The sequence below is a fragment of the Paenibacillus terrisolis genome (genome assembly GCF_056171975.1).
Map to the genome: position 1 here is coordinate 206,676 of NZ_JBKFGG010000015.1, position 19,520 is coordinate 226,195.

The following is a 19,520-nucleotide window of genomic DNA, read 5'->3' on the forward strand; positions in this document are numbered from 1 at the left end:
TGATGGTATGAATGAGAAATTGACCCATTATTTAAACGGCGTTTTTGCGCCATACGACGGAGTAAAAAGCGTCAGCGAATTAAAAGCCGACCTGCACTTGGATTTGCAGGAACGGTTTCGTGAACTCAAAGCCGAGGGCAAAGACGATGAAACGGCTTTTGAGATGACCATTGACAGCATCGGCGACATTGAGCAAACGGTGCAGGAGGTCGCCGGCCTCTCCCGTTCGCTGGAGCGGCAGTTGTTGATCAACTTCAGCGCGGGCAACTTGCCAAAAAGCGACTTCGCGGGTGTTACCGCGCATAAAGGAAAATTTGAAGCGAGCGCGCTTCGCGGCTCCGACTTTTCGGGCGCGGACCTGACCGGCAGCTCATTCAAGGCCAGCGACGTGCGCGAAGCCAATTTTGACGGCGCAAACCTGACAGACTGCGGCTTTTACGCTCTGGATCTGGCGGGTGCGAGCTTCCGCCGTTCCACCCTTGTGCGCACCAATTTCAATGCTTCCGGGCTGAAGGGGGCCCAGTTCATCGACGTAAAGCTGACCGACGTCAAACTGACCCTGAGCGATCTTAGAAAAGCGGTTTTCAAAAACTGTATTTTCGACGGCGTGGACTTCGACAAATCCGACCTGCGGGGCTTGCGCTTTGACGGGCATACCTTTAACGGCGTCAAGTTTGGCGGGGCGGCGCTGAATGAAGTTACGTTTAAAGACGCGACACTTAGAAATGTGTCCTTTACACCGCCGTTTTCCCTGACCAAGAAATATTACCGTGCCATCAAAACCATTCGTTTTGACGGAGCCATGATGGATAAGTTGACCTACGCCGGGCTCCAAGGCATGGAAGCCAATTTAACGGGGGTTACTATCATTTAAAATTTAAGGAGGAATGAATATGCCAAACCAAGCAATCCAGGTGAAAGGACTGCAAAAATCCTACAAGCAGCTTCAAGTGTTGAAAGGCGTAGATTTTGAAGTGGAGAAGGGCAGTATTTTTGCTCTTCTTGGATCCAACGGTGCGGGCAAGACAACGATTGTCAAAATTCTCTCTACGCTGCTCAAGCATGACGATGGAGTCGCCACCGTAAACGGATTCGATGTTTCGTCAAAGCCGGACTCCGTACGGCAGTCGATCAGCCTGACCGGGCAGTTTGCCGCCGTAGACGAGGTCTTGACCGGGCGGGAAAATCTGATCATGATCGCCAAGCTGCGGCACCTCGATAATCCGCGTCAAGTTGCGGACGATTTGCTGAAACGCTTCGGATTGCCTGACGCCGCCGACCGTAAGGCATCTACTTATTCCGGCGGTATGCGCCGCAGGCTGGACATCGCTATGAGCCTTGTAGGAAAACCGCAGCTTATTTTCCTCGATGAGCCAACCACCGGGCTTGACCCCGAGGCGCGCATTGAGACATGGAAGATTGTCAAGGAGCTTGCCGGCGGCGGGACAACGGTATTCTTGACCACGCAGTACCTGGAAGAAGCGGAACAGCTTGCCGATCGAATTGCCATTTTGCATGAAGGCAGAATTATTGCACATGGCACGCTGGAGGAATTGAAAATGATGTTCCCGCCCGCTAAGGTGGAGTATGTGGAGAAACAACCTTCATTGGAAGAGATATTCCTCGCAATCATCGGTAAAAAGGAGGCGAAGTAACCATGAATAACTATTTTTTCAGCGACATGAGCGTTATGCTTGGGCGCTCCATGCGCCATATTATGCGAAGCATGGATACCATCATCACGGTCTGCATCACTCCGATTGCAATGATGCTGCTGTTCGTCTATGTGCTTGGCGGCTCGATCCAGGCAGGCACGGATAACTATGTGAACTACCTGCTGCCCGGTATCCTGCTGATTGCGATTGCAAGCGGCATATCCTATACGGCTTACCGCCTGTTTTTGGATAAGCAACGGGGTATCATTGAGCGGTTCCACTCCATGCCGATTTCGCGTTCCGCCGTGCTATGGGGGCACGTGCTGACCTCAATCGTATCCAACGTCATTTCTCTGGTCGTCATCATTCTCGTAGCGCTCATTATGGGCTTCCGCTCATCGGCAGGGATATTGCCCTGGCTAGCCGTAGCCGGTATACTCGTGCTGTTCACGCTTGCTTTAACTTGGATCGCGGCAATTGCCGGACTGTCCGCAAAATCGGTGGAGGGTGCAAGCGCGTTTTCCTATCCGCTTATCTTCCTGCCGTTTATCAGCTCGGCCTTTGTGCCGACCGATTCAATGCCGAAGATCGTTCGAGCTTTTGCCGATAACCAGCCGGTGACTTCGATCGTGGAAACCATCCGGGCACTGCTGTCAGGTCAGCCGGTGGGCAATGATATCTGGGTCGCACTGGCATGGTGTGTCGGAATTACACTCGTGGCTTACATCTTTGCAGTAAGAACGTATAAAAAGCAAATGTGATGGGCGGAAAAGTAAAAAGCAGACGATCGCATGAAGAGAATTCATGCGATCGTCTGCTTTTGATTGCGACAACGGATATATAAGAACAATACCTGCTGTTGTTCGTTCGTAAAGTCAGATCGACATGCCGCCGGAAACTTCGATGCGCTGCGCGTTAACCCAGCGATTTTCCTCGGATAAGAGCGAAGCGATCATCGGGCCGATGTCGTCCGGCTCACCGGCGCGGCCGAGCGCCGTCATTTCGGCAACCTGCTTGTTCAGTTCAGGGTTGTCGCGAACCATGCCGCCGCTGAAGTCGGTCGCAATGGCCCCCGGAGCAACGGTGTTGACCCCGATTCGGCGTGGCCCCAGTTCCTTTGCGAGATAGCGTGTCAGAACCTCAACTGCGCCTTTCATGGCTCCGTAGGCTGCGCTGCCCGGTACGATAATACGGGTCAGGCCCGAAGAAATGTTGACGATCCGTCCGCCGTCATTCATCAGCGGGAGAAGCTTTTGCGTCAGGAAAAACACGCCTTTGAAGTGAACATTATAGAGTTGATCCAGCTCTGCTTCGGTAGTCCGGGCAATGGAATTATGGTGAGAGGTGCCGGCGTTGTTGACGAGATAATCGAAACGTTCGGCTCCCAGTTCTTTAAGCGCTTCGCTTGCATGTTGAACGAACGAATCAAATGTGGTGATATCGCTGGTATCAAGCTGCAAAGCGATTGCATTTCTTCCCGTTTCGCGCGCCAAATGAACGACCTTTTCGGCTTCCGCTTGATTTGAACGGTAAGTAAAGATGGAGTCCACTCCCTGTTTGGCGAGGTTCAAAACGGTATTACGGCCCAGGCCGCGGCTTCCGCCTGTAACGACAGCGATTTTGGCATGTTGTTGTGTCAATTTAACCATTCCTTCTTTCTATCAGGCTCAATCAAATTATAACTGACCGGTTAGTTATATAATGCTCTTATCTAACCGGTTTGTCAACTCATTCTTATTCATGTTATATTGTAGCCATTAAATTGCATGGAGGAACTGCTATGCGAAATGCTGAAGCAACACGCGAACGGATTCTGGATGCGGCTACGGCGGAGTTCTCCGCTTACGGCATTGCGGGGGCGCGAGTCGACCGTATCGCCAAAACAGCCGGATGCAACAAAAACTTGATCTATATCTACTTTGAAAATAAAGAAAATCTTTTCACCACGGTTCTCAGGAAACATTTGGCGCTGGTTTATGAGGATATTGTTTTTACGCCGGAAGACCTGCCGGGCTACGCGGTGCGGGTGTTCGAATACAATATGGCCCACCCCGATTTGCTAAGACTGATGGCATGGTTTAATCTTGAGCAAAAAGAGAATATTATGCCCGAGCGTATTCTGGCTCACGAGGGGAAAATTTCATTAATCCGGGATGCGCAAAATTCCGGCCAAATTGGAAAAACGCTTTCCGCCAGCTTTCTGCTGAACACGATCATGGCCCTTGCCACAGCTTGGACGGCGGCAAGCCCCTTTAACTTTAACGAGCTTAACCCGGAATCCGCAAGCGATACATCCGCATTGAAAGACGAGATTGCCAAAGCGATTAGGCTGTTGGCTAAAGGCGAAGATCCAAAGTAAATAGTCAATGTTTTATTTGAATTTCTTAAACCCTTGATCTCCAAGGGTTTTTAATTTTGACCTTTTAAAATTCCATATCCTCCTTGCAAACTCAACCAACATCGGCTATGATGAGGATAACTTATTAAAGATGTTTAAAAAGTCCTCAAATCCTTCAAAGCTTATTCCCTATAAGCTTAGAAAATCCTAATGGGGTGTCCACATGATGAATGCAAAAGATATGAGAAATAGGGCGGTCGGCATTCAAATCACAGATGATACTAAAGACGACCGGGAAAGACAAAACTCATTGGACCGCATTTGGCAATTTAATCATGGCACGGAAGCCGGGCCTCATGACCGGAAAGAGCTGGTCAAAGGCTGGTTCGGCTCAACCGGCAGAGATTTGCGTATCGTTCCGCCTTTTCAATGCTATTATGGTTCCAATATCCATGTAGGCGAAAATTTCTATGCCCATTTTGATTGTGAATTGATGGATGTCGGCAAAATTCAAATTGGAAACAACGGCTTTCTTGCGCAAGGCGTCCGCATACGCACCGAGCCGGGAAAAGAAGTCACGATCGGCAACGATGTCTGGGTTTTAAACCACGCAATGATCGAACCCGGTGTTCATATAGGAAGCAATGTCGTTATCTCCGCCGGAACCACTGTAACGGAAGATGTCCCGGATAACGTTGTTATAGGGGGTAATCCCGCTAGAATAATCAAGCGGTTTTCCCTGGACGCGAACGCTCCCGCCCAAATCCTTCATCTGCTCGTTTAGGAAAAGACAGAAAAAGCCTCCGCTCATCCATTCGGGCAGAGGCTTTATTTTTACCGACTATTGCTAAAAAATCAGCTCAGTTGCATTGTTGTAACACAGGTGTCGCTGTCTTCGAACGTCGGAACATCCGATTCCACCGTTTTTCCGTCATGACTGATCGTGACATGGTAGGTCTTATCGCGAGGCAGCCACAAATCAAGGAAGCCGTTCTTTTCGGCTTTCATATCTTGATTCACGACGACATTCCCCTTCTCGTCCTCCACACGCACGGTGAATTCCTCTCCGGCCATTTCGCCTTGGCAACCGGCCAGGTTGTGGGTTGCGCAAGGATGCGTACCCTTCTCATAAGGAGCGATGGCTACGAAAAACTCATCCTTGGGAAGTTTATATTGGGTCGATTTTTCACTTTCATCGGTTACGGTCAGCGTTTTGGAAGTGATTGAAGCGGATTCGGCCTGAACCGTGCCGGCGGTAATATCTTCTACCAGCTGTTTGATATCGGTCCCATTGCTCGCACTGGAAGAGGAATCGTTCCCAAAGCCTCTTGCCATGATAAAAATTCCAACCCCGATGACGGCTACTCCAATAATTGCTGATATCCATTTTTTCATCTTATCGATCATTCTCCTTATATTTGTCCGGTTCCTCCCTGATAGTATCACTCCGTACCATTGCTAATCAAGTCGGTTAAAAATCGTCTATTTCAATTTTAAAACGAAGCCGAATTGACCTCATTCCACACACGATGGATCCCCTTGGCAATAATCGTAGTTACCGTTCTGCTCTTGAAGTATCCGTCATGGCAAAGGGGATTCCAGCCGGTCAGCAAATTTCCGACACGAACCTCCTTATCCTCCGTTACCGCTTCTTCGTAAGCCGGGTGAATGCCTTGCAGCGGATACGCCAAAATATCGTCTTTGTCATAAAAATTGATCCATTCTCCCGTAAGATGCGGGATTCGCCCGGACAGCTCTTTGCTGGGAACGCGAATCGGTCTGTCAAAATCCTTATACCGCAGGCTCCATAGCGGCAAGGTCGTGCCGCATGAATAAAATAAGGCCAGCGTTTCTCCTCGCTCCAACGCAGATCCTGCGGTACTTCTATCGGACTGCCGGTTTTCAACCGCTTGCAAATCATAGAAAAAGTTGCTTGCTATAACGGTGCCCAAGCTGTGCGCAACGACGCAAAGCGGCGCATCGGGGCCAACCTCGATGGCCAACCGCCGAAGTTCCGTACCGATCATTTGGTGAACGGCCTCGTAATTGTTGTCGCCCATAGCCGATTTCAGAGGCTGGTAGGCTACGGCATCCGCCAAATCATTGATCAGATAATCCCGTAATGTTCTGTAACGAAGATGATAGGGTTCGACTACTTTCTCGGTTAGCCTCTCCTTCCTGCCGGCGAACACGTTAGCCCAGTAAACAGGGCGTATGACCATGCATTGGGCGGGATCCGGTTCTCCTGAAACCTTCGTAAAGTCCTTCTTCAGCAATTCCATGAAATCCTTTGCAAAGTCTTCTTTTTGCTTGCCCAAGCCGTGAATCACAATGACTGCCAGTTTCTGCGCCATGCCGTCTCTCCACCTTTCCTGATTTGTAGCAGGTTATTCAAAAGAAACAGGGCGGGCCTTACAGGAAGAATAAGGAACCCTCCTCCGGGAATAATACAACATCATACGCCGAGGAGAAAATTCTATGAAACCCTTGTTTACGTTCACGATCAACAAAAATAAGGATTCGGATAAAGCTAAAAACAAGAAACAAAATCAAGGGCAGGACCAGGACCAAAACCAAGAGCAAGACCAAGGAAGGGAGCAACAACGCCAAGACAAACAGGATCAAGCGCAAAACGGACAAAACGAAAATAAAGATGAGGTTCAGGATCAAAGCAAGGATCAAAGCAAGGATCAAAACAAAGAACAGAAGCGAGATCAAGGAAAAGAGCAAAAAAAAACAAAAAACAAACAAAAAAACAATGGGCAAAAACAGGATCAAGAGGTTAAAAGCGTTCCCTCCTCGCGTCCATTATACCATTCCCTGGAAGTCAATCTGCTGGAACTGCAAAATTCGGTGGGAAAGAGCTCCGACGTTGTTTTCAGACGCATTGGGCAATCTTTGGGGAACTCTTCCCTTGCCCTGGTATATATCGACGGTCTGGTCAAATCGGATACGATCAATCAGACGCTCCTCCAGCCATTGACTTCCGCCCAGTTTTCAAAAGAAGGAGAACCGGAACCCGAAGCGGCATTTTCGATGATTCAGGAAAACCTGCTGCCCATCGGCAAACTAAACGAATGCAAAACGTTTGAAGTCTTGACCGCAATGCTCTTCGAGGGCCACACGATTATCCTCATGGAGGGAATCAACACCGCCCTTTCCGCGGACACCACCGGCTGGGAGAAACGGAGTATCAGCGAACCCAGTTCGCAGGGGGTTATCCGGGGACCAAAGGAAAGCTTCAACGAAGACCTCCGTACGGGAACCTCGCTGCTTCGGCGTAAAATCAAATCCACCGATTTGCGGATCGAAGAGTATAAAATCGGGCAGCGGACGCATACCGGCATTGCGCTTGTTTACATGAAGGGAATCGTCAATGAGCAGGTGCTCGCCGAGATCCGCAGCCGGCTGGACGCCATCAATACGGATAACATCCTGGAGAGCAATTACATTGAAGAGTTGATTCAGGACGGGGGCTTCACCCCCTTTCCTACCATTCAGAATACGGAGCGGCCCGATGCCATTGCCGGAGGCATTTTGGAGGGGCAAGTCGGCATTCTGATTGACGGAACTCCATTTGCTTTGCTCGCTCCCTCGAATTTTTTCAGCTTTTTTCAGTCCAGCGAAGATTATTACCAGCGGTATGACATTGCGTCCTTCCTACGCATCATCCGGTACACTTCCTTTTTCGTGTCCATGCTGCTGCCGGCCTTGTATATCGCCATCACGACTTTTCATCAGGAGATGGTGCCGACGACCTTGCTTGTCAGCATCGCGGCCCAGCGGGAAGGCGTTCCTTTTCCGGCGCTGATTGAAGCCTTGATGATGGAACTTACCTTTGACGTCTTGCGCGAAGCCGGGATTCGCATGCCGCGCGCCATCGGCCCCGCGATTTCCATCGTAGGCGCGCTGGTGCTGGGACAAGCAGCCGTTCAGGCCGGACTGGTGTCCGCAGCCATGGTTATCGTCGTGTCGTTCACCGCGATTTGCAACTTCGTCATTCCTTCGCTCGCGATTGCGAACGCCATCCGGCTGATTCGTTTCTTGATGATGATCATAGCGGGAATGATGGGCTTATTCGGCATCATGTCTTTTCTGGTCTTGCTGATGACTCATATGGCCGGGCTTCATTCCTTCGGAGTGCCGTATTTGACTCCCGTCGCTCCGCTCAAGCCGCGATACCTGAAGGACATCTTTATTCGAGCGCCGCATCCGCTGATGCGGGTTCGTCCGAAAATCAGTGCAAATGAAGAATCGATAAGACAAACCGCAGTCATGGGAACGAAGTCGCAAAAAGAACAAAAAGACGGGCAAGGAGAGTGAGGTTCGTATGAACGAAAAAATCAGCAATGCGCAACTTACGATGCTGGTGATCAATACCATCTTGCCGACGGCGACGATCGTGCTGCCCAACATTGTCGGCACCCACCTTGAGCAGGATTCCCCATGGGGCATCCTGTTTTCCGCCATCTTCGGAATCGCCATCGCGATATTGATCGGTACCATCGTCCGCCAGAGCAAAGGGACTCCTCTGCTGGAATGGGTCACCTCCAAAAGCTCGCCAATTGTGGCCACGATTTTGGGGCTGCTGCTGCTGCAATACTACCTTGACACCTCTGCGGCGATTCTGCGGGAGTTTATCAACTTCGTAAAAGACAATGTGCTGATCAACACTCCCGTCTTCATCTTGACGACGACGATTTTTATAGTCATGATTTTCATGGTTTACAGGGGGATTGAAGCGATCGCCAGAATAAACAGCATCGTGATTTTCCTGTACATTTTGTTTGTGCCCCTCTATTTATTCGGTCTGATGAAAGATGTGAACGTGCATCGCCTGCTGCCGATGTTCCAACATTCCATGGGTTCCGTTGGAATTGCTTCCATGTCCCCGATCGCCTGGATGTCCGAAGTCTCCGTCTTATTGTTTCTGGCCCCCTATTTGAAGTCTCCGGAAAAAGCCCGGCGGGCGGGAGTCATGGGACTCATTTATTCGTCCCTTCTTATGCTGACGATCATGGTTCTCTCCTTGGTGGTGTATGGTCCCGAATATATCAAATCCTCCGCCTATCCGGTGGTTTCGGCGATTGCACTCATCAAATTCGGCAACTTTCTGGAGAACTTGGGGATTATCTTTATCTCTTACTGGATCATGTCGGTTTATCTGAAGCTTGGCATTTTTGTATTTGCCACGCTTCAATGCTTTCAGCAGACCTTTAGGGTCACCGAAAAAGGCCCCTATTTGGTGGCGTTGTCACTGATCATCGCAATGGAAAGCTTATACACATGGAAAGACCCCGCCAAATTGAACAACTTTAATGCGGAAGGACGTTTTCCGGTGTTTATACTGATTAATGTGCTTATCCCGTTGTCCATTTACTTGCTTGGCGTATTCAGAAAGAAAACAAGCAAACGAAAGGAATACAGTTCATGAATAAGCCCTCTTCTGCGCGAACTCGCAAGAGCCTAATCGTCCTCATATGCCTTGTCTTGGCGGCTTTGGGACTTACCGGCTGCTGGGACAACCGGGAATTGAACGAACTTGGGATCGTTTCGGGAACGGCTTATGATTGGGAAAACAACGAGTGGGTAGCCACCTATCAGATCATCAACCCCAGCTCCAGCACCAGCGCCACCGGAGGCGGCGGAGGCGGCGCCGGTTCCAGTACTCCCCCCTTCGTCACTTTTACCGAGCGGGGGGCAACCATCTTGGAAGCCGTAAATCGAGGCAATTTAACCAGTACCCGGCAGTTTTTCTTCGCCCACTCCCGCATCACTGTCATTCATGTAGACATTGCCCGCAAAGGCATCGAACAACTACTGGACCTGTTCATCCGCAAACCGGATGCAAGCGAGACGGTATATGTATTTTTGAGCGAAAGAAAGGCCGGCGATATTCTCAAGCAGCTCTTGCAAATGACCAAAAACCAGGCGACCGGCATTCAGTTGATGATCCAGCAGGAAAGCCAGCTTACCTCCTTTTATCCGGGAATCCAGATGTATGAGCTGTCGATGGCATTGGCCTCGGAATCTCACTGCGCCGCGATTCCGGAAATCAAACTAAGCGACCAGGAAATCATGGATTCGTCGCAGGAAATCCAAGTGACCGATCTTCCCAGCCGCATCCAGTTGGGACGTTTGGGTATCCTCAAAGATGACCAATTCGTCGGTTGGATGTCGGATGAGGAGGCTTTCGGCCTTTCTTTTATGACGAATAAAATCCGATCGGCAGCCATCCCCTTTTCATCTAATCCAAAGCAAAGCGAGAAAAAAGACTCGTCTTTTTCGTTGCTGAAATCCAAGACTAAAGTTCGCCCCATTTGGGAGGGGGATCATTTTGTCATGGACATTCAAGTCAAGGGCGAAGGCATGATCCTGGAGCTCGGAGGCAAAGTGGATTTAAGCAAGCCCGCGGAAACGACCGGCCTCGAAAAAAGCATCGAACAAGAGGTGCTGGAATATATCCAAAACTCATGGACAAAAGTCCATAGTATGAATGCCGATGTAACAGGATTTGCGACGCTGGTTCATCGCACTTACCCCGATCGCTGGAAACAGATCAAGAAAGAAGACAATTGGGATCAAATTTTCAAAGAGATCGAGATTCGTCCTCACGTAACCATGAGCATCGATCGTTTCGGGCTCAGCAACAAATCCTATAAGTCGGTCGAACAGGATTGAGGAAAAATGATGATCGTGTGGATTATTGTCTGCTACACCGCTTTACTGGTTTGGGGCTGCATCAAACTTAAAGGAAAAAAACGCTGGTTGAAATGGCTTCTGCTCGCGGGTCTGCTCGGATGGTGCGCATACGTTCAAATCCGTGGGCTCTCCGATAAGTCATTCATCAGCATATCGACCCCATACGTCAAATATTTTCAGCCGATCGGTCACGCGATCATCGTATGGTTAGGAGGCTAATGAACTTGAACTCTGACAAGGAGCAACTCTCTTCCCTGCAAATATCGTTTATGGTGGTGCTGTTTGAAATCGGCAGTACGCCGCTGTTTTTGCTTGGAAGTAAAGCCAAACAGGACTCCTGGATAGCCATGTCTGTGGGGTCGGTTGCCGGGTTGATTCTGCTGATGTATTTTCTGTGGATCCAGAGCAGGTCCCCTCGCAGCGGATTGATGGAGCTTTTCAAAAGCGGCTTCGGAAAAGTAGCCGGAGCCGTTATCGGATGCATTTACTGCTTGTATTTCGCTTATGAATCCATGCGTAATGTTCGCGACTTGGGCGAATTAAGCGCGCTGACCTTGCTCCCCAGAAGCCCGATGTTTGTGACGATGCTGATTTTCGTCATTGCCGGCGGCTATGCCATTTGGCAGGGAGCCATGGTGTTCTTTCGGCTTCCGGAACTGATTCTTCCCGCGTTAATGGTCTTTTACGGCTTGATCGTCGCGCTGCTGATTCTGCTGGGAACCGTAGATTTTCAAAAACTCACTCCAATGCTCGAAGACGGTTTTGGATCCGTCGTAAAAACGGCTCTCCCGGACATCGTCTCTTTCCCGTTTGGCCAGATGCTTGTCTTCCTCATGGTTTGGTCTTTATGGGAAAAACCCGGTACCCCCATAAAAAGCACCTTGCTGGGTTATATTTACGTGAGCTTGTTTCTGATTGCCATGAACGTATTGAACATGGCCATCCTTGGTCCAACCATCGCCGGAGTAAGCCAGCTTCCATTATTAAAGGCGGTTCGAACCGTATCGCATATGAAATTCATCGAAAGACTGGACATTCTGGTTACGATTTTGCTGTACCTCGGTCTGCTGGTCAAAATGGCCATGTTTTACTTCTGCGCCGTACAGGGAATGGCTCAATTGACCCAAAAATCGTACAAGTGGTGGGTTATACCGGTAGGGGCTTTGATTTTCGGGGCCTCTTTCATCGAAAGAGATTACACGCAGCATTTTGCGTTCGGACTTGGGCCCAGTTTAAAAATGGATGTGGGGTTTCAAGTCGGAGTTCCTCTGCTGCTTGGCATTTTTCTGTTATTCCGCGGTCAAAAGAAAAAGAAAAGTCCGTCCGGCAGTTCCGCGGCAGCTCCGAAAAAGTGATCACGATCACCCGCCCTCTTGACTTCCCTGTATATACTTCCTACTAAAAGGAGGAATATGGGAATGAATAATATGTTCTGTTTCCAATGTCAAGAAGCGTCCAAGGGCACGGGCTGCACCGTCGTTGGCGTCTGCGGCAAGCCGCACGACGTGGCCAACCTGCAGGATCTGCTCGTTTATCTGCTGAAGGGCTTGGCTTTCGTCAGCCTGGATGTCGAGTTGCCCGAGGAGCTGGACCGGCGGACATCCCTGTTCATCATGGACTCTCTGTTTGCGACGATCACCAATGCCAACTTTGACCGGAACGTTTTTGTTGCGAAAATCCGCGAAGCGCTGGAGCTGCGAAGCGGGCTTCAGGGATTCCGGGACGAACAATATCCGGAATCGGCCGGGGTTCTTCCCGACGCCGCGCTCTGGACGGCGGATACCGAGGAAGATTTTGATGCGAAAGCCCAGTTTGTCGGAGTGCTGTCCACAAGCAATGAAGATATCCGGTCGCTGCGTGAATTACTGACCTATGGATTAAAAGGCATGGCAGCCTACACCTATCACGCTCACCATTTGGAGCACGAGAATCATCAGGTCGATCTGTTCATGCGCCGGGCTCTTGCCGCAACGCTTGACGATTCGCTGGAAGCCCAGGACTTGATTTCTCTCATCATGGAGACGGGCAAGTTTGGCGTTGAAGCGATGTCGCTGCTCGATCAAGCCAATACAAGCGCTTACGGAAATCCGGAAATTACGAAGGTCAACATCGGAGTCAAGGACCGCCCGGGCATTTTGATCAGCGGCCATGACCTGAAGGATTTGGAGGAGCTTCTGAAACAAACCGAAGGAACCGGAGTAGACGTTTACACCCACAGCGAGATGCTCCCCGCCCATTATTATCCGGCCTTCAAAAAATACAGCCATTTCGTCGGCAACTACGGCAACGCCTGGTGGAAGCAAAATACGGAGTTTGAAGCCTTTAACGGCCCCATTCTGATGACTACGAACTGTATTGTGCCGCCTCAGGACAGCTATATCGGCCGCTTGTACACCACCGGCAACGCCGGATATCCCGGTGTCCGTCATATTTCGGACGGGGATCAAGGACAGCCCAAGGATTTCTCCGCACTGATCGAGCAAGCCAAAAGCTGCCCGTCCCCGACGGAGCTGGAAACGGGCGAGATCGTCGGCGGGTTCGCCCACGCGGCGGTGATGTCCGTTGCCGACCAGGTAGTGGATGCGGTCAAATCCGGCGAGATCCGGAGATTTTTCGTAATGGCCGGCTGCGACGGACGGATGAAATCCCGCAATTACTACACGGATTTCGCGGAGCAGTTGCCGAGCGATACCGTCATTTTGACCGCCGGCTGCGCCAAATTCAAATACAATAAACTCGACCTTGGAGCCATCGGCGGCATCCCGAGGGTGCTCGACGCCGGACAGTGCAACGACTCCTATTCGCTGGCCGTTATCGCGCTGAAGTTGAAAGAAGCTTTTGGCCTCGATGATATCAATGAACTCCCGATCTCTTACAATATTGCCTGGTACGAGCAAAAGGCGGTCATCGTGCTGCTTGCGCTGCTGTATCTTGGCGTCAAAAACATCCATCTCGGACCAACGCTGCCCGCGTTCCTTTCGCCGGGTGTCGCTAAGGTATTGGTTGAAAACTTCGGCATCGGAACGATCGACAATGTTGAGGACGACATCAAGATGTTTATGGGCGCATAAGTCCGCTCTGCCTGCAAACGGGTAAAAAACAAGGACTGTTCCGGCCTTCATCGGGTTTCCGGACAGTCCTTTGGTTTTTAATACGGCTTTTAATTCCGCCGCATATCTTCGACTCTGACATTGCTGCTGTACAGCGCGGAATCGCTGCTGACCCTGAATGAAGGATAATTCTCGTCCGCTTTTAGCGTCAGCGTATCGTCAAACTGGCTGCTTTGCTGGAGATCAACCAGAAAAGTAAACGGTCCAGCCTGAAACCGGATATCCGTTTCAAGGGGCTGATCCAATATTTTTATCGTTAATACCCCGTTGCAGCCGCAATTTTCCGTATCGTAAAACAGCTTGAAAAACCCAAGGCGAGATCCCTTGCTTTCCTGCAGCTTTTTCTCCGTAAGCGAATCCATCTGAATGTTCATGGCGGCAGGCCTCCTTTTTGAGCTATAGAATAATTGTAAAAAAGAATTCATTGTCGATCAAGAAATATCGGGAACAGGAGATCAATCAAAATGAGAAAATATATTCCGAATCAGCACGGCGCCTGGGCAATGCTGGTTCTTCCCTTCATGTTCGGGATAACGGCTTCCGAAGGACGGCCGCTGCATATTCCGCTTTTTATTTGCTGGCTGCTTGCTTACTTGTTCAGTTTTCCCCTGCTGCAGCTGATCAAAACGGGAAAACGCGAGAGGTTCGGCCGGCCGGTAGTGGTATATGGAGTAATGCTGGCTCCTTTTTTGATCGGCTTGTCCATAGCGGAACCCAATCTTCTATGGCTTGCCCTGCCGATCTGCCCCCTTTTCGCCGTCAACGCGCACTATGCAAAAACCAAAAACGAACGCGCGCTGCCCAATGATATCGCGGCCGTTCTGGTTTTTAGCCTTATGGTTTATCCGGCCTTTTTTATCGGAGGAGGAGACAACTTGCGAACGGCAACGGAATTGTTCTTATTGTCGGTTTTTTATTTCATCGGGACGGCCCTCTACGTGAAAACGATCATCCGGGAAAGGAAAAATCCCCGATATTATCTGGCTTCGGCAATATATCACGCCTTGCTGGCGCTAATCAGCCTGCCGCTGTTCCCGGCCTTGTTTCCCGCTCTCTTCGTCTTGCTGCTGCGGGCGCTTGTTTTACCAAAGACGAAAATTACCGCCAAGCTTGCCGGGATAAGTGAAATCGGTTTTTCCGCCATGCTTTATTTATTCGTGGCCCTTGTATTTTACTCTTAACCTCCGATGTAGGACATGTCCGGCTTTTTGCCGGTCCGGGCCGTTCGGCCGGCGCGTTCCTCCGAATAACGGTCGCTGCGCCGTCCCCAAGCCCCGGCGATGGCATCAAGCAGCATGTCGTCATCGGCACCGCCGCGGAGCAGAGATTTAAGCTCAAGAGCTTCCGAAGCAAACAAACACGAATAAAATTTTCCGTCGGATGACAAACGAGCCCTCGTACATGAAGAGCAAAATGGCTCCGAAACCGATGTAATAAAGCCGACCCGGGTTTTGCAGCCTTTGTAGCGGTAATACTGCGCGACCTCTCCATTGGGCTCACGAGTTAACGGTTCCAGCTCGTAGACTTCCTGAAGACGCCCGATCATTTCGCTTTTGGTTAAAACTTCTCCTAAACTCCAGCCATTGCTGCATCCGGCATCCATAAACTCGATAAAGCGGAGCGTAATTCCGCGCTCTTTAAAATAAGCGGCCATCGGCAAAATCTCGGTATCGTTTACGCCCTTCTGCACAACCATGTTCACTTTGACCTCAAAACCGATTGCGGACGCTTGATCGATTTGCCGCAAAATTCGCGAAGCGTCAATTCCGCGGCCGTTCATTCGTCCGAAAAGCCCGGGATCCAGGGCGTCCAAGCTGATATTCAGCCGTCGCAGACCCGCTTCATACAGCGGTTCGGCCTGCCGCTCAAGCAAAATCCCGTTGGTTGTCAAACCAATGTCCTTCACTCCGCCGATGGCCGTTATTTGGGCGACAAGCCCGGGAAGGGAAGGACGCAGCAGCGGCTCCCCTCCGGTCAACCGGATCTTGGTAACTCCAAGCGACACAAACAGCTTCACGAGCCGGCAAATTTCTTCGTCGGACAGCAGCTCTTCTTTGGGAAGAAATGCGTGATCATCGCCGAAAATTTCTTTGGGCATGCAATAAGTACAGCGAAAATTACAGTGATCCGTTACCGATATCCTTAAATCCCGAATAGGCCGCTGCAACCGGTCCAATAGGGGGAATGCGCTCATGCTGCCACCGACGACGCGAGCCGGTCTTGATAATGCAGCCACATGACCAGAACCAGACTGGCCAGAGCGACCTGGGACAACAGCATAAAACCGATGGAGTACTGGCCCGTGTAGGAGTGGATGGCCGAAAGCATAATCGGCGGAAAAAATCCGCCAAGTCCGCCCATCATGGAAACGATACCGTTGGCGATTCCCGCTTGCTTATTAAAGTAAAGCGGAACCAGTTTGAAGATGACACCGTTTCCGATTCCTGCGCTAACCGCAATGGCTAAGGTTCCCGCAGCATAAAGAGCGATGGAGGGAGAGAAGGCCAAGACGATCGCCGCAGCCGTATAGACGGCAAAAGTTGCGGCAAGCAAAAGCAAAGGCCGAAACCGATCCGCGAGCCAGCCGCCAACCGGCCGGAGAAAAGTTGCGGCGGCGATAAACCCCGCTGTCCGCATACCGGCGTCCACTTTTCCCAATTCGAAATTCGATACCAGAAAGTTGGGCAAATAAACGGTAAACGCAACGAAAGATCCGAAGGTAATAAAATAAAACAGGGAGAACAGCCATAGTTTTTCATTTTTATATACGCCCTTGATCTGCTCGATGATCGGTGTCTTCACTTTTGTCTCCCGGCGGTCTCCGAAAAAGAAATTGAAAGCGATAAACGCCAGCAGCAGAACAAGGTACAGCTTCACGGTTAATGGCCAGCCCATCTTTGCCGCCACAATCGGCGCCGAAAATGTCGTGATCGCTGTCCCGATATTTCCCAATCCGTAAATGCCGTTTACGAATCCATGCCTTTCTTGCGGATAATATTTCGGCAGCGAGGTTACTCCGACGGAAAACACGGCCCCGCCGATTCCGAGAAACAAACCTCCGATGATCAAATCGGTCAGGGAGGACGCCTCGCTGATATAATAGACCGGAAACAAAAGCAAAACGAAGCTGACCAGGAAAACGATCCGAGCTCCCAGGATATTCGCGTAATAACCAAGCGGTATTCTCAAAACCGAGCCCAGCACGACGGGAATGGCGGTCACCAGGGCCAGCCTGTCTTGAGGAATGCGGATATCCTCGGAAATAAACGGCATCAGGGAGGATAAGATAACCCACACCATGAACCCGAGAACTAGATTCAACGTTTGAAGCGGAAGCTGGATTTTTTTAAACATCGCAATCACCTTTTCGAATTATTTCTGCCAAATGTGCAGCACGAAGTGTTGACTTTATTGTATCCGCCTCCAATCCGCCCAGATATAGGGAACTCCCCATTCCTGAGCCGGGGAAAACCCTTGAAAATAAAAAAAGCAGCTTCCCTGGGAAGCGGCAGTTGTTCAAAAAGGATTCATATTGTTCATAAACTAAAAATCCAGCAATCTTCGTTTCAGAGCATACTCAACCAGTTCGGGACGGCTTTTCAAATTCAGCTTCTCCATGATTTTTGCCTTGTGCGCCTCCACGGTCTTAACCGAGACAAACAGCTTCTCGGCAATTTCCTTGTTCCCGTATCCCTTCGCAATCAGCGGCAATATCTCCAATTCCCGCTTTGACAGCAGCTCCAAGGGATCCTCACTTTGCGCCGCCTTTTTGACGAACTCGCGAACGAGTGAATTCGCCATTTGCGGATGGATGTAAGTCCCGCCTTTGTAAATGGTCCTGATGGCATGCAAAAGCTCCTCGTCCGGCGCGTTTTTCAATACATAACCGGAAGCTCCGTTCTTCAACACATGAAACAGATACTCTTCTTCATCATGCATCGTCAAAATCAGTATTTTCGTATCCGGGAAATCCTCTTTGATCTTGCCCGACGCAATCAATCCGCTCTCTCCCGGCGGCATGCTGAGATCCATGATGAGGATATCCGGCTTGTGTTTGGAGACTGCGGCATAAGCCTCCATGCCATCCGCCGCCGTTCCGATGACCTCCATATCCTCCTGAAAATTCAGAATCATCGAGAACCCGCTCCGTACAATGGCATGGTCGTCCGCGATCACGATGCTGATCAAACCTCATCCCTTCCTTCTCCCCTAGGGATTTGCAAGAGGACTTTCGTTCCCTTGCCGGGCTCCGAAGCCACTTTCAGTTTTCCGCTCACCAGTTCGGCCCGCTCCTGCATGCCATATAGGCCCAGACCGGTGCCCACCGGCTTGTCGCCCGGATCAAAACCGACGCCGTCATCCTCTACAGCCAATTGGAGCATATGGTTCTCTTCGGACAAAGATATAGTCACGTTGTCTACTTGCGCATATTTCAAAGCGTTTAATACAGCTTCCTGACAGATTCTATAGATTACCGTTTCAATCTCGCTTCCATAACGTTTTTGCGCGAGATTGGACGTGAACTTTACAATCAGGCCATAACTTTGCTCGATACGCTTGAAATGCGAACGAAACGCCGCCTCGAGCCCCAGATCGTCCAGAGCCGCGGGGCGAAGCTCCACCGACAGGCTCCGGATATCCTCCAGCAGCCTTGTCATGGAGGCCTCGGTTTGCTTCATTTTTTTCAGGAGCTGTTCATCGTCCGTCATATACTTCAACACCCGAAGGTCGACAACCGCGCTCATGATTTCCTGGGCGACGCTGTCATGCAGTTCCCTGGATATTCGCTTTCGTTCATTTTCCTGGGCTTCAATGACATGCTTGATCATTTTATTATGATAAAACGTTTCCTGCGTCTTGATCTGCTTCGTCAAATTCCTCAGCATAAACGCGTGAATTCCCCGCTCGGCGTCAATGACGTGAAAGGAAGCGGAATAGGGCAAAATCCCTTTGCCCTTGGTTTCCAAAAAAACCTGGAAAGAAGTAAAATCCTTCGAGTCGGGCGAAGCAAAATAGCAATCAAGGCAGGTGCGCAGCTCCGTTTCGCTCGTGTAACCCCGGCAGGTTCCGCATATAGCCTGGCTTTGTCCCCGGTAAAACCGCTCCAGAATCTCGTCGTCGATCATTTCCTCGGCCGCCGGATTCATGGCCAGGACTTTTCCTTCTTTATCGAAAAAGATAATGGCTTCCAAGCTGTTTTCGAACAGCTTCAGCACGAGCGGGCTTAAATGGCTCATCTCCGTACGCATGATCAATTCGGCATCGGCTCCTTCCCGTTTAAATCCCCCAATCCTTGATCCGCCAGACGCTTCAAATCGCGCAGCATCTCTTCCGTGACCCGCCGTTCCCCCCTAAAACCGCCAAGCAATACGCCGGCCACGCGGGCATCGTTCCACAGCGGTACGGCCGCAAGGCTCCGCAGTTCCTCGGATCTGACGATCGGGTAATTAAACAGGCTGTCGGCTGCGACATATTCTTGAACGGATGGGATCAGCATGGGTTTTCCCGTTTTGAAAACGATGCCCGCTATTCCTTTCCCGGATTTAAGCACGATTCTTTTAAAGCGTTCGTTTAAATTTCCGGAGGCATATTTCCATTTGATCACATATTGATATTCCGCCGATTCAACCAACGCGAGCGCCATGAAATCATAACCGAAAGTTTCGCGGATTCGATCGATCTCCAGTTGAAAATCGAGTTTATTGGGCATGGGGT

Annotated in this window: 21 protein-coding genes; 12 read left to right on the forward strand and 9 right to left on the reverse strand. The window is 50.4% G+C overall.

What is annotated here, in order from left to right:
- Positions 1 to 7 precede the first annotated feature (7 nt).
- Genes ACI48K_RS14455 through ACI48K_RS14465 form a run of 3 tightly spaced genes read left to right on the forward strand, consistent with a single transcriptional unit; the run spans position 8 to position 2,416 of the window.
- Positions 8 to 874 (forward strand): pentapeptide repeat-containing protein, encoded by an 867-nt coding sequence (locus ACI48K_RS14455; protein WP_475028296.1) that lies wholly within the window; start codon positions 8 to 10, stop codon positions 872 to 874.
- A 19-nt stretch (positions 875 to 893) separates the two neighbouring features.
- Positions 894 to 1,655, forward strand: coding sequence for an ABC transporter ATP-binding protein (locus ACI48K_RS14460; protein ID WP_475028297.1), 762 nt, complete (start codon positions 894 to 896; stop codon positions 1,653 to 1,655).
- A 2-nt stretch (positions 1,656 to 1,657) separates the two neighbouring features.
- The gene (locus ACI48K_RS14465; protein WP_475028298.1) at positions 1,658 to 2,416 is read left to right on the forward strand and encodes an ABC transporter permease; all 759 of its coding nucleotides are present in this window, start codon (positions 1,658 to 1,660) and stop codon (positions 2,414 to 2,416) included.
- 114 nt (positions 2,417 to 2,530) lie between these two features.
- On the opposite strand, the gene ACI48K_RS14470 is transcribed toward ACI48K_RS14465, so the two are convergent.
- Positions 2,531 to 3,295 carry an SDR family NAD(P)-dependent oxidoreductase gene (locus tag ACI48K_RS14470; protein ID WP_475028299.1) on the reverse strand — a complete coding sequence of 255 codons (765 nt, stop codon included), beginning with the start codon at positions 3,293 to 3,295 and terminating at the stop codon, positions 2,531 to 2,533.
- A gap of 140 nt (positions 3,296 to 3,435) precedes the next feature.
- Between ACI48K_RS14470 and ACI48K_RS14475 the strand changes: the two genes are divergently transcribed.
- Positions 3,436 to 4,014 carry a TetR family transcriptional regulator gene (locus tag ACI48K_RS14475; RefSeq protein ID WP_475028300.1) on the forward strand — a complete coding sequence of 193 codons (579 nt, stop codon included), beginning with the start codon at positions 3,436 to 3,438 and terminating at the stop codon, positions 4,012 to 4,014.
- Between the two features lie 202 nt (positions 4,015 to 4,216).
- Positions 4,217 to 4,777: an LbetaH domain-containing protein gene (locus tag ACI48K_RS14480; RefSeq protein ID WP_475028301.1), complete on the forward strand. Its 561-nt coding sequence runs from the start codon at positions 4,217 to 4,219 to the stop codon at positions 4,775 to 4,777.
- A 71-nt stretch (positions 4,778 to 4,848) separates the two neighbouring features.
- On the opposite strand, the gene ACI48K_RS14485 is transcribed toward ACI48K_RS14480, so the two are convergent.
- Both ACI48K_RS14485 and ACI48K_RS14490 read right to left on the reverse strand, forming a co-directional pair.
- Positions 4,849 to 5,388, reverse strand: a complete 540-nt coding sequence (locus tag ACI48K_RS14485) for a CueP family metal-binding protein (protein ID WP_475028302.1) — start codon at positions 5,386 to 5,388, stop codon at positions 4,849 to 4,851.
- Between the two features lie 98 nt (positions 5,389 to 5,486).
- Complete coding sequence (locus ACI48K_RS14490; RefSeq protein WP_475028303.1) at positions 5,487 to 6,347, reverse strand: chemotaxis protein; 861 nt, start codon at positions 6,345 to 6,347, stop codon at positions 5,487 to 5,489.
- Between the two features lie 124 nt (positions 6,348 to 6,471).
- Between ACI48K_RS14490 and ACI48K_RS14495 the strand changes: the two genes are divergently transcribed.
- The 6 genes from ACI48K_RS14495 to hcp all read left to right on the forward strand — a co-directional run bounded on the left by ACI48K_RS14495 (position 6,472) and on the right by hcp (position 13,766).
- Entirely contained in the window at positions 6,472 to 8,316 is a 1,845-nt protein-coding gene (locus ACI48K_RS14495) for a spore germination protein (RefSeq protein ID WP_475028304.1), read from the forward strand.
- A 7-nt stretch (positions 8,317 to 8,323) separates the two neighbouring features.
- On the forward strand, positions 8,324 to 9,427 hold the full coding sequence (locus tag ACI48K_RS14500) for a GerAB/ArcD/ProY family transporter (RefSeq protein ID WP_475028305.1): 1,104 nt from the start codon (positions 8,324 to 8,326) through the stop codon (positions 9,425 to 9,427).
- Positions 9,424 to 10,674 (forward strand): Ger(x)C family spore germination protein, encoded by a 1,251-nt coding sequence (locus ACI48K_RS14505; protein ID WP_475028306.1) that lies wholly within the window; start codon positions 9,424 to 9,426, stop codon positions 10,672 to 10,674. The genes ACI48K_RS14500 and ACI48K_RS14505 overlap by 4 nt, the downstream gene beginning before the upstream one ends.
- Before the next feature lie 6 nt (positions 10,675 to 10,680).
- Entirely contained in the window at positions 10,681 to 10,914 is a 234-nt protein-coding gene (locus tag ACI48K_RS14510) for a hypothetical protein (protein WP_475028307.1), read from the forward strand.
- Positions 10,915 to 10,919: 5 nt separating this feature from the next.
- The gene (locus tag ACI48K_RS14515; RefSeq protein ID WP_475028308.1) at positions 10,920 to 12,050 is read left to right on the forward strand and encodes a GerAB/ArcD/ProY family transporter; all 1,131 of its coding nucleotides are present in this window, start codon (positions 10,920 to 10,922) and stop codon (positions 12,048 to 12,050) included.
- A 72-nt stretch (positions 12,051 to 12,122) separates the two neighbouring features.
- The gene (gene hcp, locus ACI48K_RS14520) at positions 12,123 to 13,766 is read left to right on the forward strand and encodes a hydroxylamine reductase (protein ID WP_475028359.1); all 1,644 of its coding nucleotides are present in this window, start codon (positions 12,123 to 12,125) and stop codon (positions 13,764 to 13,766) included.
- Between the two features lie 89 nt (positions 13,767 to 13,855).
- On the opposite strand, the gene ACI48K_RS14525 is transcribed toward hcp, so the two are convergent.
- Positions 13,856 to 14,179, reverse strand: coding sequence for an iron-sulfur cluster biosynthesis family protein (locus ACI48K_RS14525; RefSeq protein WP_475028309.1), 324 nt, complete (start codon positions 14,177 to 14,179; stop codon positions 13,856 to 13,858).
- A gap of 90 nt (positions 14,180 to 14,269) precedes the next feature.
- Here ACI48K_RS14525 and ACI48K_RS14530 point away from each other — a divergent pair, with 90 nt between their 5' ends.
- Positions 14,270 to 14,986 (forward strand): YwiC-like family protein, encoded by a 717-nt coding sequence (locus ACI48K_RS14530; RefSeq protein ID WP_475028310.1) that lies wholly within the window; start codon positions 14,270 to 14,272, stop codon positions 14,984 to 14,986.
- On the opposite strand, the gene moaA is transcribed toward ACI48K_RS14530, so the two are convergent.
- The 5 genes from moaA to ACI48K_RS14555 all read right to left on the reverse strand — a co-directional run bounded on the left by moaA (position 14,983) and on the right by ACI48K_RS14555 (position 19,515).
- Positions 14,983 to 15,999, reverse strand: a complete 1,017-nt coding sequence (moaA, locus tag ACI48K_RS14535; RefSeq protein ID WP_475028311.1) for a GTP 3',8-cyclase MoaA — start codon at positions 15,997 to 15,999, stop codon at positions 14,983 to 14,985. The two genes, ACI48K_RS14530 and moaA, sit on opposite strands and share 4 nt — an antisense overlap.
- Positions 15,996 to 17,159 (reverse strand): nitrate/nitrite transporter, encoded by a 1,164-nt coding sequence (locus tag ACI48K_RS14540; protein ID WP_475028312.1) that lies wholly within the window; start codon positions 17,157 to 17,159, stop codon positions 15,996 to 15,998. The genes moaA and ACI48K_RS14540 overlap by 4 nt, the downstream gene beginning before the upstream one ends.
- Positions 17,160 to 17,348: 189 nt before the next feature.
- Positions 17,349 to 17,990, reverse strand: coding sequence for a response regulator (locus tag ACI48K_RS14545; protein ID WP_475028360.1), 642 nt, complete (start codon positions 17,988 to 17,990; stop codon positions 17,349 to 17,351).
- Positions 17,990 to 19,054 carry a sensor histidine kinase gene (locus tag ACI48K_RS14550; protein ID WP_475028361.1) on the reverse strand — a complete coding sequence of 355 codons (1,065 nt, stop codon included), beginning with the start codon at positions 19,052 to 19,054 and terminating at the stop codon, positions 17,990 to 17,992. Before ACI48K_RS14550 ends, ACI48K_RS14545 begins: the two co-directional genes overlap by 1 nt.
- A 2-nt stretch (positions 19,055 to 19,056) precedes the next feature.
- Positions 19,057 to 19,515, reverse strand: coding sequence for a GAF domain-containing protein (locus ACI48K_RS14555; protein ID WP_475028313.1), 459 nt, complete (start codon positions 19,513 to 19,515; stop codon positions 19,057 to 19,059).
- Between the last annotated feature and the right edge of the window lie 5 nt (positions 19,516 to 19,520).

Coding starts and splice junctions, on each gene's coding strand:
- ACI48K_RS14455 (WP_475028296.1), top strand. CDS start 8: ATGAATGAGAAATTGACCCATTATTTAAACGGCGTTTTTGCGCCATAC.
- ACI48K_RS14460 (WP_475028297.1), top strand. CDS start 894: ATGCCAAACCAAGCAATCCAGGTGAAAGGACTGCAAAAATCCTACAAG.
- ACI48K_RS14465 (WP_475028298.1), top strand. CDS start 1,658: ATGAATAACTATTTTTTCAGCGACATGAGCGTTATGCTTGGGCGCTCC.
- ACI48K_RS14475 (WP_475028300.1), top strand. CDS start 3,436: ATGCGAAATGCTGAAGCAACACGCGAACGGATTCTGGATGCGGCTACG.
- ACI48K_RS14480 (WP_475028301.1), top strand. CDS start 4,217: ATGATGAATGCAAAAGATATGAGAAATAGGGCGGTCGGCATTCAAATC.
- ACI48K_RS14485 (WP_475028302.1), bottom strand. CDS start 5,388: ATGAAAAAATGGATATCAGCAATTATTGGAGTAGCCGTCATCGGGGTT.
- ACI48K_RS14490 (WP_475028303.1), bottom strand. CDS start 6,347: ATGGCGCAGAAACTGGCAGTCATTGTGATTCACGGCTTGGGCAAGCAA.
- ACI48K_RS14495 (WP_475028304.1), top strand. CDS start 6,472: ATGAAACCCTTGTTTACGTTCACGATCAACAAAAATAAGGATTCGGAT.
- ACI48K_RS14500 (WP_475028305.1), top strand. CDS start 8,324: ATGAACGAAAAAATCAGCAATGCGCAACTTACGATGCTGGTGATCAAT.
- ACI48K_RS14505 (WP_475028306.1), top strand. CDS start 9,424: ATGAATAAGCCCTCTTCTGCGCGAACTCGCAAGAGCCTAATCGTCCTC.
- ACI48K_RS14510 (WP_475028307.1), top strand. CDS start 10,681: ATGATGATCGTGTGGATTATTGTCTGCTACACCGCTTTACTGGTTTGG.
- hcp (WP_475028359.1), top strand. CDS start 12,123: ATGTTCTGTTTCCAATGTCAAGAAGCGTCCAAGGGCACGGGCTGCACC.
- ACI48K_RS14525 (WP_475028309.1), bottom strand. CDS start 14,179: ATGAACATTCAGATGGATTCGCTTACGGAGAAAAAGCTGCAGGAAAGC.
- ACI48K_RS14530 (WP_475028310.1), top strand. CDS start 14,270: ATGAGAAAATATATTCCGAATCAGCACGGCGCCTGGGCAATGCTGGTT.
- moaA (WP_475028311.1), bottom strand. CDS start 15,999: ATGAGCGCATTCCCCCTATTGGACCGGTTGCAGCGGCCTATTCGGGAT.
- ACI48K_RS14540 (WP_475028312.1), bottom strand. CDS start 17,159: ATGTTTAAAAAAATCCAGCTTCCGCTTCAAACGTTGAATCTAGTTCTC.
- ACI48K_RS14550 (WP_475028361.1), bottom strand. CDS start 19,054: ATGCGTACGGAGATGAGCCATTTAAGCCCGCTCGTGCTGAAGCTGTTC.
- ACI48K_RS14555 (WP_475028313.1), bottom strand. CDS start 19,515: ATGCCCAATAAACTCGATTTTCAACTGGAGATCGATCGAATCCGCGAA.